Genomic DNA, 16,594 nt, shown 5'->3' with positions numbered 1-16,594 from the left:
CCTATCTCGTTCTAATGGATACGTTCACTCTGTCCAGCAGCGAACCGCTTATATCAGGTATCTCGCCACTTATGATCTTGGCAAGCGTTGGCACTTCTTGCCCAAGATAAACATCTACTCGCCACCCCTGGTCAGCAAGCAAGCTGTAGATGGCAATTTCCTCAACCAAATAAAAAATTGAAATGTTTATCGCTTCCGTTTCTGGGATTGCCAAACGTCCCTTTTTGGCTTGCCGGCGGACGAAATTGAGTGCGTCGTCTTCGAGGGAAGACTTAAAATGCATGTTATCGGCGTAAAGGTTTTCAACATTTTTTTTATATTTGTAAAACACGCTATCTTTCATGATCTCGCTACAGCGGACGACCTCTGGTTTGTGCGCGATTTGTGTCAAAATATTATTCAAAACACGTTCACCTTGATCGGCTGACTGTTTTAACGCGGATTTTGCATCGCATCCGGACTGAATCTGTATGGTAAATCTAAAAAGAGAATCTCCGATCAAGATCCGGCATCGCGAAAAATTTTCTCTCGCCCAAAAATATCCATCAATAATACGATCAATCTTTAACTCCGTACCAACGCTAACCCCATATAAGCATCTGTCAACCTTAGCGAAATCGATATCTTTATCGTTAGAAATCAATTTATACCGAAAACCTTTCATAGCTCGACCTTGTAACTAAGAGCTACATTTTTGAAAAGAGGAAGTATCTTAACTATATCAAAACTTTGCAAGGCTCTTGCAAAACTGATGGCAGTTTTTGGAGATTCATTTCCGGAATTATCAATAAACGCGCAAAATATATAACCGTATGATATTCGATCAGATCTCAGCATCTCTAATTCATAAAGATTGAGCGTGGTCATCGAAACGATATTGGCATCGTTCGACGAAGCGATGCGGCATTCTGCGACATCGTACTGCAGAGCCGAGTCAAATTCTCGAACTAGATTGCTGCCTGTTTCGGCTTCATGCACAATTATTGGACTGTTATTGGCAGCAACGTTAGAATTTTTCATCTTATACAGGATTTTGCGCCTGATATTCTCGGCGCCGGTATTTGTTCCACGCAGTATAATTATGTATTTTGTTTGAGCATCACTAAAATTTAGAAACTTGCAGGGAAAAAGATCAATTGTGTCTTTCAAAGACTTCGGGTTTTTATAGTACGAAAAGACCCGCCGGATTCGATGTGCGTTGGCGTCTTCCCATTTCATGAGCGCCGTCGGGTCCAACGCTGGTTGGAATAACTGCAGTTTTTCGCTGAGAGCGATAACAGCATCAGCGAGAACAGGAGAAACTTGTGCAAGTACGGACGCGAACGCAGCATTCTCTTGCGGAAGCATGGACTGTCCAGGATGCAGCCGCATTAATTGAAGTATTTTGTCCTGCACGGTTGAATCTGCAAGGTGCGTTTGCCGGGTTTTAGTGTCGTTGATGGATATCGCCACTTTGAGATGATCGGCAAGAAAACAGAGTCGTGGATCTGCCTTGCACATCGCTCGGCCAATTTCAACCGCCATATCCGTTGAGGTACTTTCGTCGAATGCCCGAATAAATCCGATGATGAGGAGCGTCATTGGAAGTAGCAGAGCACACGCTGTGCATAAAGGATAGGCAAGGGAGGCTCCAGGAATTGATTTCCCGCTTTCGAGATTTCTTAGGGTGCTTCCGCCGATCTCCAGCCTCTTGGCGAATTCGTCTACGTTTAAGATTTGTCCGTCAGCCCCACGCTCGCGGCGAAGTCGGGCCAATAACATCCCAAAAACGATGGAGCCCAGATACACATCTTGCACCGGAGGGGCAGCATAGGTTTCCGAGGGGACGGTGCGTGAGTTGAGCCAACGGCTCAAAGTCGTTGTAGGAATCCCGTATTTGCGGGCCACTTCAATCTGAGAGCTCCCCCGCAGAACCTCGCTGAGGGCGGATTCCTTCGTCGCCGCTTCTTTGAGCCAGGTTGTCAAGGTTTCCGACTGAACCTGCAACGAACGCGCGACATCATCTTCGGGTTCGCCGTTATATCGCACCCGACAAATTGCCTCTTCTTTGATCCGTCTGCGTTTTTGTTTCGTCATGCCTGTCGTCTCCCGTTGTGCACGGATCCTGCGCTCGCCATACAGCAGGCAGAGTAGCCACGACGTTTGTGTGCAGCAAGGGTTTGGAGGAATCCCGCAGAACGCTAGCGAAATATCGCGTAATTCCCACTGTCGTCACATGGGATCCCGCAAATTTGCGAAGCAAAAATCGCATGTACCGCTCGGTTGCTGGAATTACCCATACTTCGAACAGCGGAATTGTCCGAGCTGATTAGAATGGGTTCACGGGGGAGGCAAGAAGTTCGTCCAGCCGCCCTTGGTTTCAACAGGCAGCCTTGCAGACGAACGGATGTGATCGAGGCAGGGAAAGGAACGACCCGTCTGAGAATCTTCCCGGACGCGCAGACGGGCCGCACGACAGCAGCATCTAACTCATGACAATCAAAGGTGACATCATGACCAACATCCTAATCGCGCTGGCGTTTGCAGCGCTCCACGCAGGCCTCGCAATCGCGTATCTTATCGAGGCACTGGCCCGCTAGATGCCGGCAACGGCAACTCCGCTACCGATCCTTAGGATAGCACAGCTGCAAGGTCTGACCGACTTGCAGCTTTTTTTACGCCCGCTCAACCAGATTCTTTGACGGCGCACAAATATCGCCGCTCATTCCGAGCGGCCGCCTCGATCCTGCCCGTTCTCCTTTTTGACGCTGCTGCAGCCTGCGACCGGTCGCGTTGCACAAGTTTCCGATCAGATCGGACAAGGTTTGAATTCAACCTTGGGTCGGCTTGTTCAATCGCGGGGGCTGGCGTTCGGAACTGACCTGCGCGCATTGTGACTTGCAGCGAGATCCTTCTTCCATGTCTTCACTTGAGCCTCATCGACCGCGTTTTTGTCAACAAGCGTCATCCGTGCTCGCAGCGGCCTCGCCTTTCGGGCTCCCAGCCTTGATCAGACTACCCAGTTCCGCCTTCGACGTCTCCAGTTCACTGATTGCATAGACGAAATCGCTCATCAGGAAACACACGAGCTTGTGCTCCACCAGACTTTCCTTACCCGCCTTGTCTTCCAGCGCCGTTACGATGCTTGCCCGCCAAGCGTCCGCCCCCTTCGCGTCGCTTGCCGAAGTCATACTTGGTCTGATGCCAGAATCCGCGATAATCCCGCGCACTTGAGGAATAGATGGAGCATCCCTATCGCGTGCCAAGCGATTCGCTAAATTCGCCAGCAGATCGCCGCGCGATCCGACCAGGCGGGCCCTGTCGTTCATCTTCCCAGCCAGCCCGTTGATGCGTGCGCCGTGCTCCCTCCACCATATCTCGAACGCCGCGCGAAGGGCAGCCTTTGAAATATTCACGGCCCGCGTTGATGAACAACAACAGCGGTGGACATAGCACCCAAGGTCGCGATGGCGAGTGGGACGCTCTCGGGCCCGCGTTTCGGCCTGAGAGAGCAGAAGATTTGGGCGGTGGTCTGAAAGCGATCTTCTAGTTGAAAAAATCGATTGTTGTGCATCGCCTTTGCTTCTTTGCAGGTCGCCATCGGTCGCCGCGGTAGCCTTTTTAGACGATACGTGATGTTGTCGGGATCCTACCCGCGTACTCCCACCCTATCATCAGCACCCTCCTTGAGAGAGTTCTGCGAACCAACGGGAGTACAAGCGACTTCCGCGATTAAAGGGCATGGTGCGCATCCCCAGTGCGTCACGTCGAAGAGGGTAGTCTTGATCGAGATTCAAGCGTCCATTTTGTTTGGAATCGGGTTCCTGAATCAGTGATCGTCAGTTTTCGGATTTACGACAGCAGCGTCCACCGAAAGATTGTTGAGTTCAGTTGATCTTTGAATCCCAATTGAGGTAACCGCTGATATAGATGTCGGATTGAGAGTTTCATTGCTCGGGCCAATGTTTCCCGCGCCCAGCCCAAAGTTCACTAGTAGCCCCCAATATCCCTCGTGAATGCCCTGTTTTTGTAGCATCAAGGTCACCAACTCTTGGTGAGTGAACGAGAATTGCGTGGCCTCAGCCATGACTAGACTCCTTAGATTTATGGGCCAAGGCAAAGGCAGGAAAGATAGTTCCTATATCGGATGCGGCCGTGACCGAACACGCTGACGTAGCGGTATTCCAAAGCTCAAAGTCGGCGAAAGTCGCCTTAACTTGTCGAGCCCCAAAACACACACCGGAGAGGTTCCCATTAAAAGCGTAGCTAAACCAGTGCTGCTTAGGCTCTAGGTAGAAAACTTGACGCTCGACATTGTGCTTTATTGAATGCGTTGAGGCTAAAAGTGTGACGACATATTGGTTGAGACTCACGCCGTCCATCTTTGCTGAATGAGCCAAAGATGCATGCATAGACTTCGGGAGCCGCAGCACAAACTTTCCGCTGTATTGATCATTTGCAGGATGCGATGGCCCGGGGACTGGGTTGCCGGCATTCCGTGCCGATTCGATCCAGGCAACGATGGCTGGAAGCAGCTCGTCTAAAGCCTCTGCTTTTGACTCGCCGAATGCGGAGCATCCGGGAAGATCGGGAGCCGTTGCAATGAATCCCTCATCCTCATCGCTCCAGAAAACTTGGGCGGGATAGCGTTCAGGATTGGTCATCGTGTTCGTCCATTTGTGCGATAAGTTGCCTGGCTTGGTAGGTCGGAATCTTCCCGTTCCGGTTTTGGAAGTTCAGTCCCACGGGACACCCCGGCTTGGTATACGCCCGATGTGACCCGCTACCGCCCGTGCAAGTGAAGCCGAGCTCAACTGCGGCGCTGCATGCATCCTCGAACCGAACATCCCTCGGATTATTTCGAATGCTCTCCAGTAGTTTGCGCCGTTGATTCATGCTTGTGATACTACATGTAGTATCTAAAAGTCTCCAAAGTGCAAGTATAACCGACCGTTGCACACCCAACTCAGGACCGTCACGTTGCCGGCCAGCCCTAGAGCAGCGCGTTTATATAGGATAATGTCCTTTATCAAATGTAGCGCCGCACCGGATTCCTCGGACTTCTCAGCGAGAACCTATGAGCACCGCAGCCACCTTAGACACCTACGAATCGAACGATGGGACACAGTCATGGCGGCTCTACGAAGAGCTGTTCGAATCCGATGCGGTCTATCTCGAGCTGAAAGGAGTCGCGGTCGAACTCGAAGTGACGGACGAGGCGAAGACACGCGTGGTCGTGCGCTTGCCGCTTGAAATGGCCAGGCGTCTTGCCACTGCGGAAATCGACGCTGCCAAATGGGACGACATTGCGAAGGGCTGGGCTGCCGGCACCTTTGATCCGCTTCGGCCAAATCCCAAACCTTAGATGCATCTTGCTGTAGATCTCTAGCAAACGGGTTTGACGTTTATGACTTTACGGGAAGGCTGCGTGACTGCAGACGGGCGCCGCTGACCTCGCACGCACGTCACTGCTAGTGAAGCACGTGTCAGCGCCGTGGGGACTAGTCGGGGCACCACGTTTGACGACAGAGAGTCGGGACTCAACAACGCAATCTTGGAAGAAGTCACATGACGAGCAAATCACCGCGCGATTCGCGTGCCGACGTGATCGACGCATTGCAGGCACTTGAAGATCTTGTCATCACCGTGGATTTTGACCGCGACGATCCAAGCAGCATCGAGGCGGCAGTGCGATCGGTCAACGCCGCCATTGACACGAGCGTCGCCGCCTACCGAGGCCACCCGATGGTCGAATCAGCCATCGCTGAGTTGAAAGCGGAATGCCAAGCTGGCCTTTACGAACAGGCTGAGCGCGCCGATGCCTACACGCCGGGCATATCGGACTTTAAGAAGCCAACCCTGCACTGACGCACGCCTATGAACGGGATCGTTCCAGCGGTTTCTGCCATTCCATCGCTTGTTGTTGTGGCGGGTGAGTCAGCCAGCACCCGTTTTTTAGAATTCTTCGCTTCGGCGATCCGCAATCCGCATACGCGACGCGCGTATGCACGCGCTGCGGGAGATTTTTTGGCGTGGTGCGCCGGTGCCGGCGTGACGTCGATCACCGCGGTGCAGCCGCTGCATGTGGCCGCCTGGATCGAGCTGCAGACATCGACCCTGTCGGCACCAACTGTCAAGCAGCGGCTCGCGGCGATCCGGCATCTCTTTGATTGGCTCGTCACCGGCCAGATCGTGCCGCACAACCCAGCTGCGTCGGTGCGGGGGCCGAGACACACCACCAAAAAGGGTAAAACGCCGGTGCTCGACACCACTGAGGCGCGGCAGCTGCTTGACAGCATCGATGTCAGCACGCCTATCGGATTGCGGGATCGAGCGTTGATTGCTTTGATGGTGTTTTCGTTCGCGCGAGTCGGCGCGGCGCTGGCGATGCGCGTCGAGGACGTCTATGTACAGCAGCGGCGCCTGTGGGTGCGCCTCCGTGAAAAAGGCGGCAAGGCGCACGCGATGCCCTGTCATCACTCGCTCGAGACATACCTGCACGAGTACCTGGAGCAAACCGGTTTGCGCGCCGAGCCGAAGGGGCCGCTGTTCCGCACGATCGCGCGTGGCACCGGACGGCTCAGTACGACTGCCCTGCCCCAGGCGAACGCGTATGCGATGGTGCGCCGGCGCGCGCTGGCCGCCGGCATCGGCACGGCGATCGGCAATCACACGTTCCGCGCGACCGGCATCACCGCCTACCTGAAAAACGGCGGCACGCTGGAGAATGCCGCGACGATGGCCAATCATGCATCGACGCGGACCACGCAGCTGTACGACCGGCGCCGCGACGACGTCAGCCTCGACGAGGTGGAGCGGATCCATCTCTGACCATCGGTCAGTCGCTTCACGCTACGACTACATCCATCCCAGCTTGCGCATTGCGTCCTCGATCACCGGGCGCCATTCGTCCGGGCAGGGTTTGACCCGCGGCCCGCTGCGCCGGGAATTGCGCATGGGCAACCCGTTTCTTGCCTTCACGTCGGCAATCCAGCACGACTGCATCACGCGGTCGTGGGTCCGTTTAACCAGCAGCTGCAGGTCTCGGTAGGTGCCCATCATGGTCTCCATTCTGTCGATGCATGGTAGGCGAACACCGCGCAGATTGACGAGGAGAAAATAGTTGCTCCCGTGCCCCGCCACGGTCCATCAGGGAGCCTCTTATGGGATATCTGTTCACGCGGCAGCAGCTCTACGACCTGGTCTGGGCTGGCCCGATGACCACGCAAGCGAAGTTGCTGGGTATCTCCGGTGTCGGACTCGCCAAGGCGTGCCGGCGTGGCGACGTTCCAGTCCCGCCCCGCGGCTACTGGGCGAGGCTGGCCACTGGCCAGCGGGTTGCACGCCCGCCGTTACCGAGACGCGCGCCCGGTATGTCGGACCGCATCACAGTGGGTGCCGGGCGACCGCAGGCTTTCCAGCCAACTGGGGATGAGCGTCACGCCGGTAACGAGGACGCCGACGACAGCGTGAAGGAAGAGCTACCACCTGTTCCCCCGGTCTACGACGAAACACTGGATGAGGTCGAGGCGCGGATCCGTCGTGCGCTGCCGGCGAAGTTCCGCTTCGTGCGCACGCTGGAAAATGCACACCCGCAGATCGCCCGGCTACTGCGGGAAGACGACGAGCGCCGCGAAGCGATGACGAAAAGCCGTTACGCGTTCGACAAGCCGCGCTTTGAGAGCCGCTTCGAGCAGCGGCGGCTCATGTTCCTGAGCAACCTGTTTACGCTGCTGGGACGGCTCGACGCGCAGGGTTCGGCGCGGGGGCGCGACGGTCGCGAACTGGCCGTCCATGTGGGCGACCAGTTCGTGACGTTCAAGGTGGAGACGCTCGCCACATTGCGGCCTCGTGCGCGGCCAGCCACCACAAAAAAAGAACCGATAGCGGTCGAGGTAGAGGTTGCCCGCTGGCAGCATGGTGAGCGTGAAGAGCGGCTCTTTTGGAGCGATGGCGAAGACGGCAAGCTCGAAGACCGGGTGCGGGAAATTGGCGTAGCGATTGTGCTGACCGGCGAGCGGCAATACCGGAAGGCAAGAGAGTTTTCATACGAGGGGGCCCGGCACAGCTTTCAACAAAAAGTTGAGCGGGCGCGCAAGGCCCGCGAGGAAGCCGAGCAGCGCGACCTGGAGGCGCGCCTACAAGCTGAGCGTGATCGTGTCACGCGGTTGCTCGATCAGGTCAGCGGATGGCAGCAGGCGCAGCAGATCCGCGCGTATGTCGAGGCCGTCCTGTCCTCACCGGGAGCCGTGGCCGGACGTGCGTTTGAAGGAAACCGAGAGGCGTGGGGCGCCTGGGCTCGCGCCGTCGCCAACGGGCTCGACCCGCTCGCCACCGCTTTGGTATCTGCAAAGTGAAGAGTGCCAATATTGTGCAATAGACGGGATGCTCGGTGCCCTTGTCCTCTTTAGCATCGCGCAGAGAAGACGCGCATCGACGGTGAACGTGAGTATGAGCGCACTTGGGCGCAAACTATTGCTGATCAGCTTAGAGAAGTATTTTTTTATATTTAACGTAATTAAATAACGTTTGACGGAAGTCGATACCTCGTGTACTATCTGTTCAACACATGGGGAAAACAATATGCAACAGACCCAACACATCAAACAGCGTATGTCGCAGCGGGGAATCAGCCGCGACATGGTGGAGCTTGTCCTTGCTCATGGGATCCCCGAGCAAGATCGGTATGTCCTTGGGCGCAAGGAAGCTCTACGCCTGTTGGAAGACTTTCAGCGCTCCGAGCGTCTGCTCAAAAAAATTCTGGACAAGGGCGGGGTGGTCGTCGTCGCCGATGGCGACGCCTTGATCACGACGTACAATTACAAACAGTAAGAGAGTTTTGTGAAAGAAAAAGAAAATATCGTTTGGCAGATCATTGATCGCGTGCGCGGTGCCTTAGATCCGTGGCACGCGCTAGAGTTAGTTCTTCAAGTTCTTGTTTGGGAAAAATGGTCGAATGAGGGACGCCTCCCGGCATCGCTCAGCTTCAACAAGGCTTTGGACCTTCAAGGATGCGTCGAGATATGGCAACAGCTCGGACGCCACGACGCTGCATTCAAACAGGTTTTTCCGGATAGCCGGACGCTCGCCCTATCTGGCGCATCAACTCTGCAGGCGACGTTGGAAGTGGTCCATCAGTTACGGGAAACCGGCATGCTGAAGACCGACGATGTTACTGATTTGGTCGTACGCTTCGCTGGTAACAATAGTGGCGAGGTGGCTCGTCCACCAGAACTTGCAGATTTGATGGTGGCGATGGGTCGAATCCAGCCGGGCAACACGTTGTACGCACCGTGGGATTCCAGTGCTCAGCTGTCCGTGCGATGTGCGCAGCGAGGTGCTCACGTCTACTTGGAAACACCCATTCCCTCCCCATTGCCGACTTTGATTGGTTTACTGACTGGCAGCACATTCGACGTGCACCATAGCGACCCTATTAGTGCGCCAACGGCTATCGAAAATGGCAAGCTACACCGATTTGATCTCGCCATTGCATTTCCGCCGCTGAATCAACGGTACGACAACGATGTGGTGACGCGCGACTGGTTTGGTCGCTTTCCCGAGAAAACGCAATCCGGGACCGTCCTCGCGATTCGTCATTTGTTGGCTTACGCGACGAATCGGATTGTCGTTGCGGTCGCACCGAGTCTGCTCTTTGGTCGAGGGGCTGAACATGCGTTACGCGCAGATTTGGTCCATCGCGGCATCGTCGAAACCGTGGTCGCAATGCCAGGCGGATGCCTGATAGGCACCAACATCCCCTTCGCTCTGTTGGTGTTGAACCCGCGAGGCGGACACCAAACGGTGCGATTTATCAATGCCGATCAAGATCAATTTCGTGAGCCTCTCTCAAAAGCGCGTACCAAGTTGGTCAACACTTCTGAACTGATGTCTTTCATCACTGGTCAGCGCGATGAGGACGACGGCGTCGCGGTGATCTCTATTACGGAGATTCTCGACAACGACGCGCAGCTTCAAGTAGGCCGATACGTTTTACCTGTCTCTCAAAAGCGACTTCAGATCAAGATGGCAAGCGTCCAACAGGTATCGCTAGGTGATCTGGTTACTACCATTCGCCCGGTTCCCACGAAACAGGCCAATGACGGTGATCGTTTTAATGTGTGGGAAATCGGCGCTTCTGATCTGCCTCCATTCGGCTACATTCAGGCTCCCGTGAAGAGCGTCTCCGTCGAGCGCCATGCAGTACAGCCTAAGCAATATCTGATGCCTTACGACATTGTGCTGATCGTCAAAGGCAGTGTCGGGAAGCTTGGGATCGTGCCTCCAAACGTTCCTCCGCCTGGGCCGGGTGGATGGGTAGCAGGAGTATCGGCTATCGTCTTGCGGGTCGATCGGAAAGACGTCGAACCTCGTGCGCTGGCTCTTCAGCTACGCTCGCCGTTGGGACAGGCGCTACTTCACAGCATCGTTTCGGGCGGAACGACGATCCAGATGATCAACATGCACGAGTTGAACCGTCTGGCCGTCTGGCTACCTCCGTTGGAAGAAGCACTCGACGCTGCCCAGGCGCTCGAAGAGGAAGCACGGATTCAAGAAGAAATAAATCGATTGTCCTGCCGACAGAGTGAAGTTGCAGCAGGACTCTGGACACTCGACTAAGTCACATCAAATAAGCAACCAATGATCGAAGACATCAAGAAAACTCTGTGGGCGACAGCCGACAAGCTGCGCGCCAACATGGACGCGGCCGAGTACAAGCACATCGTGCTTGGGCTGATTTTTGTGAAGTACATCTCGGATGCGTTCCAGGCGCGTCGCGACGAACTGACGAAGCGATTCCTCGACGAGAATGACGAGTACTACCTCGGTGACAACGATCCCGACGCGGTCGCTGCCGAACTGGAAGACCGCGACTATTATCGGGCCGTCAATGCGTTCTGGGTGCCCGAAGGCGCTCGCTGGGAAACGCTGCGCGCGCAAGCCAAGCAAGCGGACATTGGCAAGCGGATTGATGATGCGCTGACCCTGATCGAGGCCGACAATCCGAAGCTCAAGGGCATGCTCGACAAGCGCTTTGCGCGTGCGCAGCTGCCTGACGGAAAGCTCGGCGAACTGGTCGATCTAATCTCGAAAATCGGCTTTGGCGCTGACACGGCCGTTGCGAAGGACATCTTGGGCCAGGTGTACGAATACTTCCTCGGCCAGTTCGCCAGTGCCGAAGGCAAAAAAGGCGGCCAGTTCTACACGCCTGCCAGTATTGTGAAGACGCTGGTCGCCGTGCTCGCTCCGCATCACGGGCAGGTCTATGACCCGTGTTGCGGTTCCGGCGGCATGTTCGTCCAGTCCGAGAAATTCATCGAGGCACACGGCGGCAAGCTCGGTGACGTCTCGATCTATGGGCAGGAGTCGAACCCCACAACGTGGCGTTTGGCGGCGATGAACCTGGCGATCCGTGACATCGACTTCAATTTCGGTAAGGAGCCGAACGATAGTTTTGTGCGCGACCAGCACCCTGACCTGCGTGCGGATTTCGTGTTGGCCAACCCACCGTTCAATGTCTCGGACTGGTGGCACGGCAGCCTTGAAGGCGATGCGCGTTGGGTATACGGCACGCCCCCGCAAGGCAACGCGAATTACGCGTGGCTGCAGCACATGTTGCATCACCTGAAACCCACGGGCCGCGCGGGCATTGTGCTCGCGAACGGCTCGATGAGCTCCAGCCAAAACAGCGAGGGCGAAATTCGCGCCGCAATGGTCGAGGCGGACGTGGTTGAGTGCATGATCGCGCTGCCGGGCCAGCTATTCTTCAACACGCAGATTCCTGCCTGCCTATGGTTCCTCGCCAAGCAGAAAGCGGTGCGCCAGGGCGAGGTGTTATTCATCGATGCGCGCAAGCTTGGTCGTCCTGTTAGCCGTGTGCAGATCGAATTCGCAGATGAAGACATCGACCGGATCGCGGAGACCGTCTATGCCTGGCGCGGTGATGCGGATGCCAAGCTGACCTACGCCGATGTACCCGGCTTTTGCCGGAGTGTGCCGCTGGCTGAAATTGCCGAGCATGGTCATGTGCTGACGCCGGGACGATACGTGGGCGCCGAAGCCATCGAAGATGACGATGAGGCTTTCGCCGATAAGATGCAGAAGCTGACTGAAAGGCTGGGTGAGCAGATGGCCAAGGGCGCGGAGCTGGATTCGCAGATCCGTCAAAACCTGGCAGGACTCGGCTATGAATATTAATGTGCAGACCCTGGCGGACCTTGCTGCTCCTGTGGCAAATGCAATCGTTGGTGGCCCGTTTGGTTCCAACCTTGTATCGAAGGACTATGTGCCTAAAGGCGTCCCCGTCATTCGAGGCCAGAACATGGGCGGAAAATGGGTGGCGGGCGAATTTGTGTTTGTATCTCCCGAAAAGGCATCTGAGCTTGCCGCAAACAAAGCTCGCCCTGGCGATCTAGTTTTCACGCAACGGGGCACGTTGGGACAAGTTTCGATCGTGCCATCTGGCCACTGCGACGAATACATCGTTTCCCAGAGCCAGATGAAAATCACGCCGGATCCAACCAAGGCAGACGTTAATTTTCTTTACTATCTGTTCAAGACAGAGGTACAGCAGAATTACATCTTCAACTCAGCCATTCAAACAGGCGTACCGCATACCAATCTTGGTATATTGAAGAAGACACCTGTTAGCCTGCCTCCGGTGAATGTCCAAGAGCAAATCGCTGCTGTGCTCTCGGCGTTCGACAATCGCATTGATTTGCTTCGCGAGACAAACGCTACCCTCGAGGCCATTGCACAAACGCTGTTCAAATCATGGTTTGTAGACTTTGATCCGGTGCGGGCGAAGGCAGAAGGACGCGAGCCGGAGGGAACGAGTACTGAGATTGCGGGGCTCTTCCCCAATGAATTTGAGGAGTCAGAGCTGGGTGCTGTACCGAAGGGTTGGACCGTTAGATCTCTGGACGATGTAGCGGACTACTTGAACGGATTGGCCTTGCAGAAATTTCCCCCCAAAGAAGATAGCTGGCTTCCGGTTATCAAAATAGCGCAGCTACGGAAAGGCGATACCATCGGTTCCGACCGAGCCGGAAGGAATCTGAAGCCGGAATACATCATTCAAGATGGTGACGTGTTGTTCTCGTGGTCCGGTAGCTTAGAAGTCGCGATTTGGTGTGGCGGCGAGGGAGCGTTGAACCAACATCTGTTCAAGGTGACGTCCCGCGAATTTCCGAAGTGGTTTTACTACTTTTGGACTAGACATCATCTTGCACACTTCCAGCAAGTTGCTGCGAGTAAGGCAACTACGATGGGCCATATTCAGCGTAAGCATCTGACAGAGGCCAAGGTGGTGGTGCCACCAATGGCGCTGATCCGTGAAGCCACTACTTATTTGAGCCCGTTGCTGGACCTATGGGTCGAGAATTCGCTGCGTTCCAGGGCACTTGTCGAAGTTCGCGACGCGTTACTGCCGCGTTTGATTTCGGGGCGGATTCCATTGTCTGAAGCTGAAGTCCTGCTGCAAGACGCTGCATAGACAGACGATAACAACAAAAATCGCCAACAACCATGACCGAAGACCAGCTGGAACTAGAAACCCTCGACTGGCTGACCGAGACAGGATACACGCGCCTGTACGGTCCGGATATCGCGCCGGACGGCCCGACACCCGAGCGGAGCACTTTCCAGCAGGTGCTGTTGGTCGACCGATTACGCAACGCCATTACGCGGCTCAATCCGTCCGTGCCGGCTTCTGCTCGAGACGACGCGCTGCGACAGGTGGTGAATTTGGATACGCCGGTGCTGTTGTCGGCGAATCGGGATTTTCATGCGCTGTTGGTCAACGGTGTGCCGGTCGAATATCAGCTGGACGGGGAGACGCGCGGTGACTTCGTGCGGCTCATCGACTTTGCAGACGTGTCGGCCAACGAGTGGTTGGCGGTCAACCAATTCACCATCAAGGGACCGAAACACACGCGCCGACCGGACATCCTGCTGTTCATCAACGGGCTGCCGCTGGTCCTGCTGGAACTCAAGAACCCCGCTGAGCTGCACGCCGACATCTGGAAGGCGTATGACCAGATCAAGACGTACAAGGCGCAGATCCCGGACGTGTTTCAGTACAACGAGATCCTGGTGATCACGGATGGCAGCGAAGCACGGATGGGCTCGTTATCAAGCAACTCCGAACGGTTCATGTCGTGGCGCACGATCGATGGGACCACGCTTGATCCGCTTGGCCAGTTCAACGAACTCGAAACGCTGATCCGCGGCATCCTGGCGCCCCACTACCTGCTCGACTACTTGCGGTTCTTCGTGCTGTTCGAGGACGACGGCGGCCTCGTCAAGAAGATCGCCGGCTATCATCAGTTCCATGCAGTCCGGTCCGCCATTGCGCAGGTGATCGATGCGTCCCGCCCCGAGGGTTCTCAAAAAGGCGGCGTAGTCTGGCATACCCAAGGCAGCGGCAAGAGCATCACGATGACGTGTTTCGCCGCGCGCGTGATGCGCGACGCCGCGATGGAAAACCCGACCATCGTCGTGATCACCGACCGCAACGATCTCGACGGGCAGTTATTCGGGGTGTTTTCGCTTGCGCAGGATCTGTTGCGCGAGCAGCCGGTCCAGGCGAACACGCGCCAGGACTTGCGCGCCCTCCTCGGCAACCGCCCGTCCGGCGGCATTGTGTTCGCGACGATCCAAAAGTTCATGCCCGGTGAGGACGAGGACACGTTCCCCGTGCTGTCCGAGCGCAGCAACATCGTCGTGATCGCCGACGAAGCCCACCGCACCCAGTACGGGTTCGAGGCGAAGTTCAAGGGCGACCAAAAGGGCTATCAGGTCGGTTACGCGCAGCACCTGCGCGATGCACTGCCGAACGCCACGTTCGTTGCTTTCACCGGCACGCCGGTGTCGAGCGAAGATCGCGATACGCGCGCCGTGTTCGGCGACTACATCCACGTCTATGACATGCAGCAGGCGCGCGACGATGGCGCGACCGTCGCGATCTACTACGAGTCACGTCTCGCCAAGTTGGGCCTGAAAGCGGAGATGCTGCCGGCCATCGACGACGAAGTCGACGAACTGGCCGAAGACGAAGAAGACAGCAACGCGTCGAAGATGAAGAGCCGGTGGGCCGCCCTCGAAAAAGTCGTCGGCGCCGACCCACGCATCCAGAGCGTCGCGGCCGATCTGGTCGCCCATTTCGAGGCCCGTGACGCCGCCCAGCCGGGCAAAGCGATGGTGGTCGCGATGAGCCGCGAGATCTGCGTGCATCTCTATGACGCGATCATCGCGCTGCGCCCAGATTGGCATGATGACGACCCGGAGAAAGGGGCCATCAAGATCGTCATGACCGGCTCGGCGTCAGATAAGGCGCTCTTGACGCCGCACATCTATCCAAAACAGGTCAAAAAGCGGCTCGAAAAACGGTTCAAGGATCCGGCCGATCCGCTGCGCCTCGTGATTGTCCGCGACATGTGGCTGACGGGCTTCGATGCGCCGTGTGTGCATACGCTCTACGTCGACAAGCCGATGAAGGGCCACAACCTGATGCAGGCGATCGCCCGCGTCAATCGGGTGTTCAAGGACAAGCAAGGCGGGTTGGTGGTCGACTACATCGGCATCGCCAACGAGCTCAAACAGGCACTGAAGGAATACACCGCAAGCAATGGCCGCGGGCGGCCAACGGTCGACGCGCATGAAGCCTACGCCGTCCTTGAAGAAAAGCTCGATGTGCTGCGCGCGATGCTGCACGGCTTCGACTACAGCGATTTTCTTTCCGCCGGTCACAAGCTGCTGGCCGGCGCCGCCAATTTCGTGCTGGGCGAGCAGGAAGGCAAGAAACGCTTCGCCGATCACTCGCTGGCAATGAGCAAGGCGTTTTCGCTGTGCTGTACGCTCGATGAAGCGAAGGCCGTCCGCGAAGAAGTCGCGTTCTTTCAAGCTGTGCGGGTGCTACTGACAAAGAAGGACGTGAGCCAGAAGAAACGCTCCGACGATCAGAAGGATCTGGCGATCCGCCAGATCATCAGCTCGGCGGTCGTGTCCCAGGATGTGGTGGATATTTTTGAGTCGGTGGGACTCGACAAGCCCAACATTGGCATCCTCGACGACGATTTCCTGGCAGAAGTCAAAAATTTGCCCGAACGCAACCTCGCCGTTGAGCTCCTCGAGCGCCTGCTCGAAGGCGAAATCAAAAGCCGATTTGCCAGCAACGTGGTGCAAGAGAAGAAATTTTCGGAGTTGCTGTCGAACGTAATTAGCCGCTACCAGAACCGGTCGATTGAAACGGCACAGGTGATGGAGGAGCTGATCGCGATGGCCAAGAAGTTCAAGGAAGCCGCGAATCGGGGCGAAGACCTGGGTTTGACTGAAGACGAACTGCGTTTCTATGATGCGTTGGCGAATAACGAGGCGGCGGTCCGCATGCTGGGCGACGAAACGCTGCGAAAAATCGCCCACGAACTGACTGAAAACCTCCGCCGCAATATCAGCGTTGACTGGGCTGTTCGCGAGAGTGTACGAGCCAACCTGCGCTTGATGGTGAAGCGAATTCTGCGTAAGTACAAATACCCGCCTGATCAGCAGGAAGAAGCCGTGGCGACAGTCTTGCTACAGGCTGAACGGCTAAGTGCAGAATGGGCCTAGGCCGCAC

At 56.2% G+C, this 16,594-nt stretch carries 15 protein-coding genes; 9 read left to right on the top strand and 6 right to left on the bottom strand.

Annotation, left to right across the window (positions count from 1 at the left end):
* Window position 1: 1 nt before the first annotated feature.
* The 5 genes from NCR40_RS19210 to NCR40_RS19190 form a co-directional block, all read right to left on the bottom strand.
* Window positions 2–664 carry a tRNA-dependent cyclodipeptide synthase gene (locus NCR40_RS19210; protein ID WP_250510335.1) on the bottom strand — a complete coding sequence of 221 codons (663 nt, stop codon included), beginning with the start codon at window positions 662–664 and terminating at the stop codon, window positions 2–4.
* Window positions 661–2,076, bottom strand: coding sequence for a helix-turn-helix domain-containing protein (locus tag NCR40_RS19205; protein WP_250510334.1), 1,416 nt, complete (start codon window positions 2,074–2,076; stop codon window positions 661–663). The genes NCR40_RS19210 and NCR40_RS19205 overlap by 4 nt, the downstream gene beginning before the upstream one ends.
* A gap of 857 nt (window positions 2,077–2,933) precedes the next feature.
* Window positions 2,934–3,395 carry a hypothetical protein gene (locus NCR40_RS19200; RefSeq protein ID WP_250510333.1) on the bottom strand — a complete coding sequence of 154 codons (462 nt, stop codon included), beginning with the start codon at window positions 3,393–3,395 and terminating at the stop codon, window positions 2,934–2,936.
* 413 nt (window positions 3,396–3,808) lie between these two features.
* Window positions 3,809–4,066, bottom strand: coding sequence for a hypothetical protein (locus tag NCR40_RS19195; protein ID WP_250510332.1), 258 nt, complete (start codon window positions 4,064–4,066; stop codon window positions 3,809–3,811).
* On the bottom strand, window positions 4,059–4,643 hold the full coding sequence (locus NCR40_RS19190; RefSeq protein ID WP_250510331.1) for a type II toxin-antitoxin system HicB family antitoxin: 585 nt from the start codon (window positions 4,641–4,643) through the stop codon (window positions 4,059–4,061). Before NCR40_RS19190 ends, NCR40_RS19195 begins: the two co-directional genes overlap by 8 nt.
* 413 nt (window positions 4,644–5,056) lie before the next feature.
* Between NCR40_RS19190 and NCR40_RS19185 the strand changes: the two genes are divergently transcribed.
* From NCR40_RS19185 to NCR40_RS19175, 3 genes are all read left to right on the top strand, one after another.
* Window positions 5,057–5,344, top strand: coding sequence for a hypothetical protein (locus NCR40_RS19185; RefSeq protein ID WP_250510330.1), 288 nt, complete (start codon window positions 5,057–5,059; stop codon window positions 5,342–5,344).
* A 203-nt stretch (window positions 5,345–5,547) separates the two neighbouring features.
* Window positions 5,548–5,847, top strand: coding sequence for a YuaX family protein (locus NCR40_RS19180; protein WP_250510329.1), 300 nt, complete (start codon window positions 5,548–5,550; stop codon window positions 5,845–5,847).
* A 9-nt stretch (window positions 5,848–5,856) separates the two neighbouring features.
* Window positions 5,857–6,810, top strand: coding sequence for a tyrosine-type recombinase/integrase (locus NCR40_RS19175; RefSeq protein ID WP_250510328.1), 954 nt, complete (start codon window positions 5,857–5,859; stop codon window positions 6,808–6,810).
* 27 nt (window positions 6,811–6,837) lie between these two features.
* On the opposite strand, the gene NCR40_RS19170 is transcribed toward NCR40_RS19175, so the two are convergent.
* Window positions 6,838–7,041 (bottom strand): hypothetical protein, encoded by a 204-nt coding sequence (locus tag NCR40_RS19170; protein ID WP_250510327.1) that lies wholly within the window; start codon window positions 7,039–7,041, stop codon window positions 6,838–6,840.
* Between the two features lie 101 nt (window positions 7,042–7,142).
* On the opposite strand from NCR40_RS19170, the gene NCR40_RS19165 reads away from it, so the two are divergent.
* The 6 genes from NCR40_RS19165 to NCR40_RS19140 all read left to right on the top strand — a co-directional run bounded on the left by NCR40_RS19165 (window position 7,143) and on the right by NCR40_RS19140 (window position 16,587).
* Window positions 7,143–8,336 (top strand): hypothetical protein, encoded by a 1,194-nt coding sequence (locus NCR40_RS19165; RefSeq protein ID WP_250510326.1) that lies wholly within the window; start codon window positions 7,143–7,145, stop codon window positions 8,334–8,336.
* Between the two features lie 226 nt (window positions 8,337–8,562).
* Window positions 8,563–8,811, top strand: coding sequence for a DUF4258 domain-containing protein (locus NCR40_RS19160; RefSeq protein WP_250510325.1), 249 nt, complete (start codon window positions 8,563–8,565; stop codon window positions 8,809–8,811).
* 9 nt (window positions 8,812–8,820) lie between these two features.
* A complete protein-coding gene (locus NCR40_RS19155; RefSeq protein WP_250510324.1) occupies window positions 8,821–10,599 on the top strand; it encodes an N-6 DNA methylase in 1,779 nt (592 codons plus the stop codon).
* Between the two features lie 21 nt (window positions 10,600–10,620).
* Window positions 10,621–12,177 (top strand): class I SAM-dependent DNA methyltransferase, encoded by a 1,557-nt coding sequence (locus NCR40_RS19150; RefSeq protein WP_250510323.1) that lies wholly within the window; start codon window positions 10,621–10,623, stop codon window positions 12,175–12,177.
* A complete protein-coding gene (locus NCR40_RS19145) occupies window positions 12,167–13,474 on the top strand; it encodes a restriction endonuclease subunit S (protein ID WP_250510322.1) in 1,308 nt (435 codons plus the stop codon). The genes NCR40_RS19150 and NCR40_RS19145 overlap by 11 nt, the downstream gene beginning before the upstream one ends.
* Window positions 13,475–13,506: 32 nt before the next feature.
* Window positions 13,507–16,587 carry a type I restriction endonuclease subunit R gene (locus NCR40_RS19140; protein WP_250510321.1) on the top strand — a complete coding sequence of 1,027 codons (3,081 nt, stop codon included), beginning with the start codon at window positions 13,507–13,509 and terminating at the stop codon, window positions 16,585–16,587.
* Window positions 16,588–16,594: the final 7 nt, after the last annotated feature.

Origin of the sequence: Caballeronia sp. GACF4 (assembly GCF_023631025.1) — a bacterium.
GTDB lineage: Bacteria > Pseudomonadota > Gammaproteobacteria > Burkholderiales > Burkholderiaceae > Caballeronia.
Note: the sequence above shows the minus strand (reverse complement) of the source record. Positions and strands in the feature narration are given on the sequence as shown.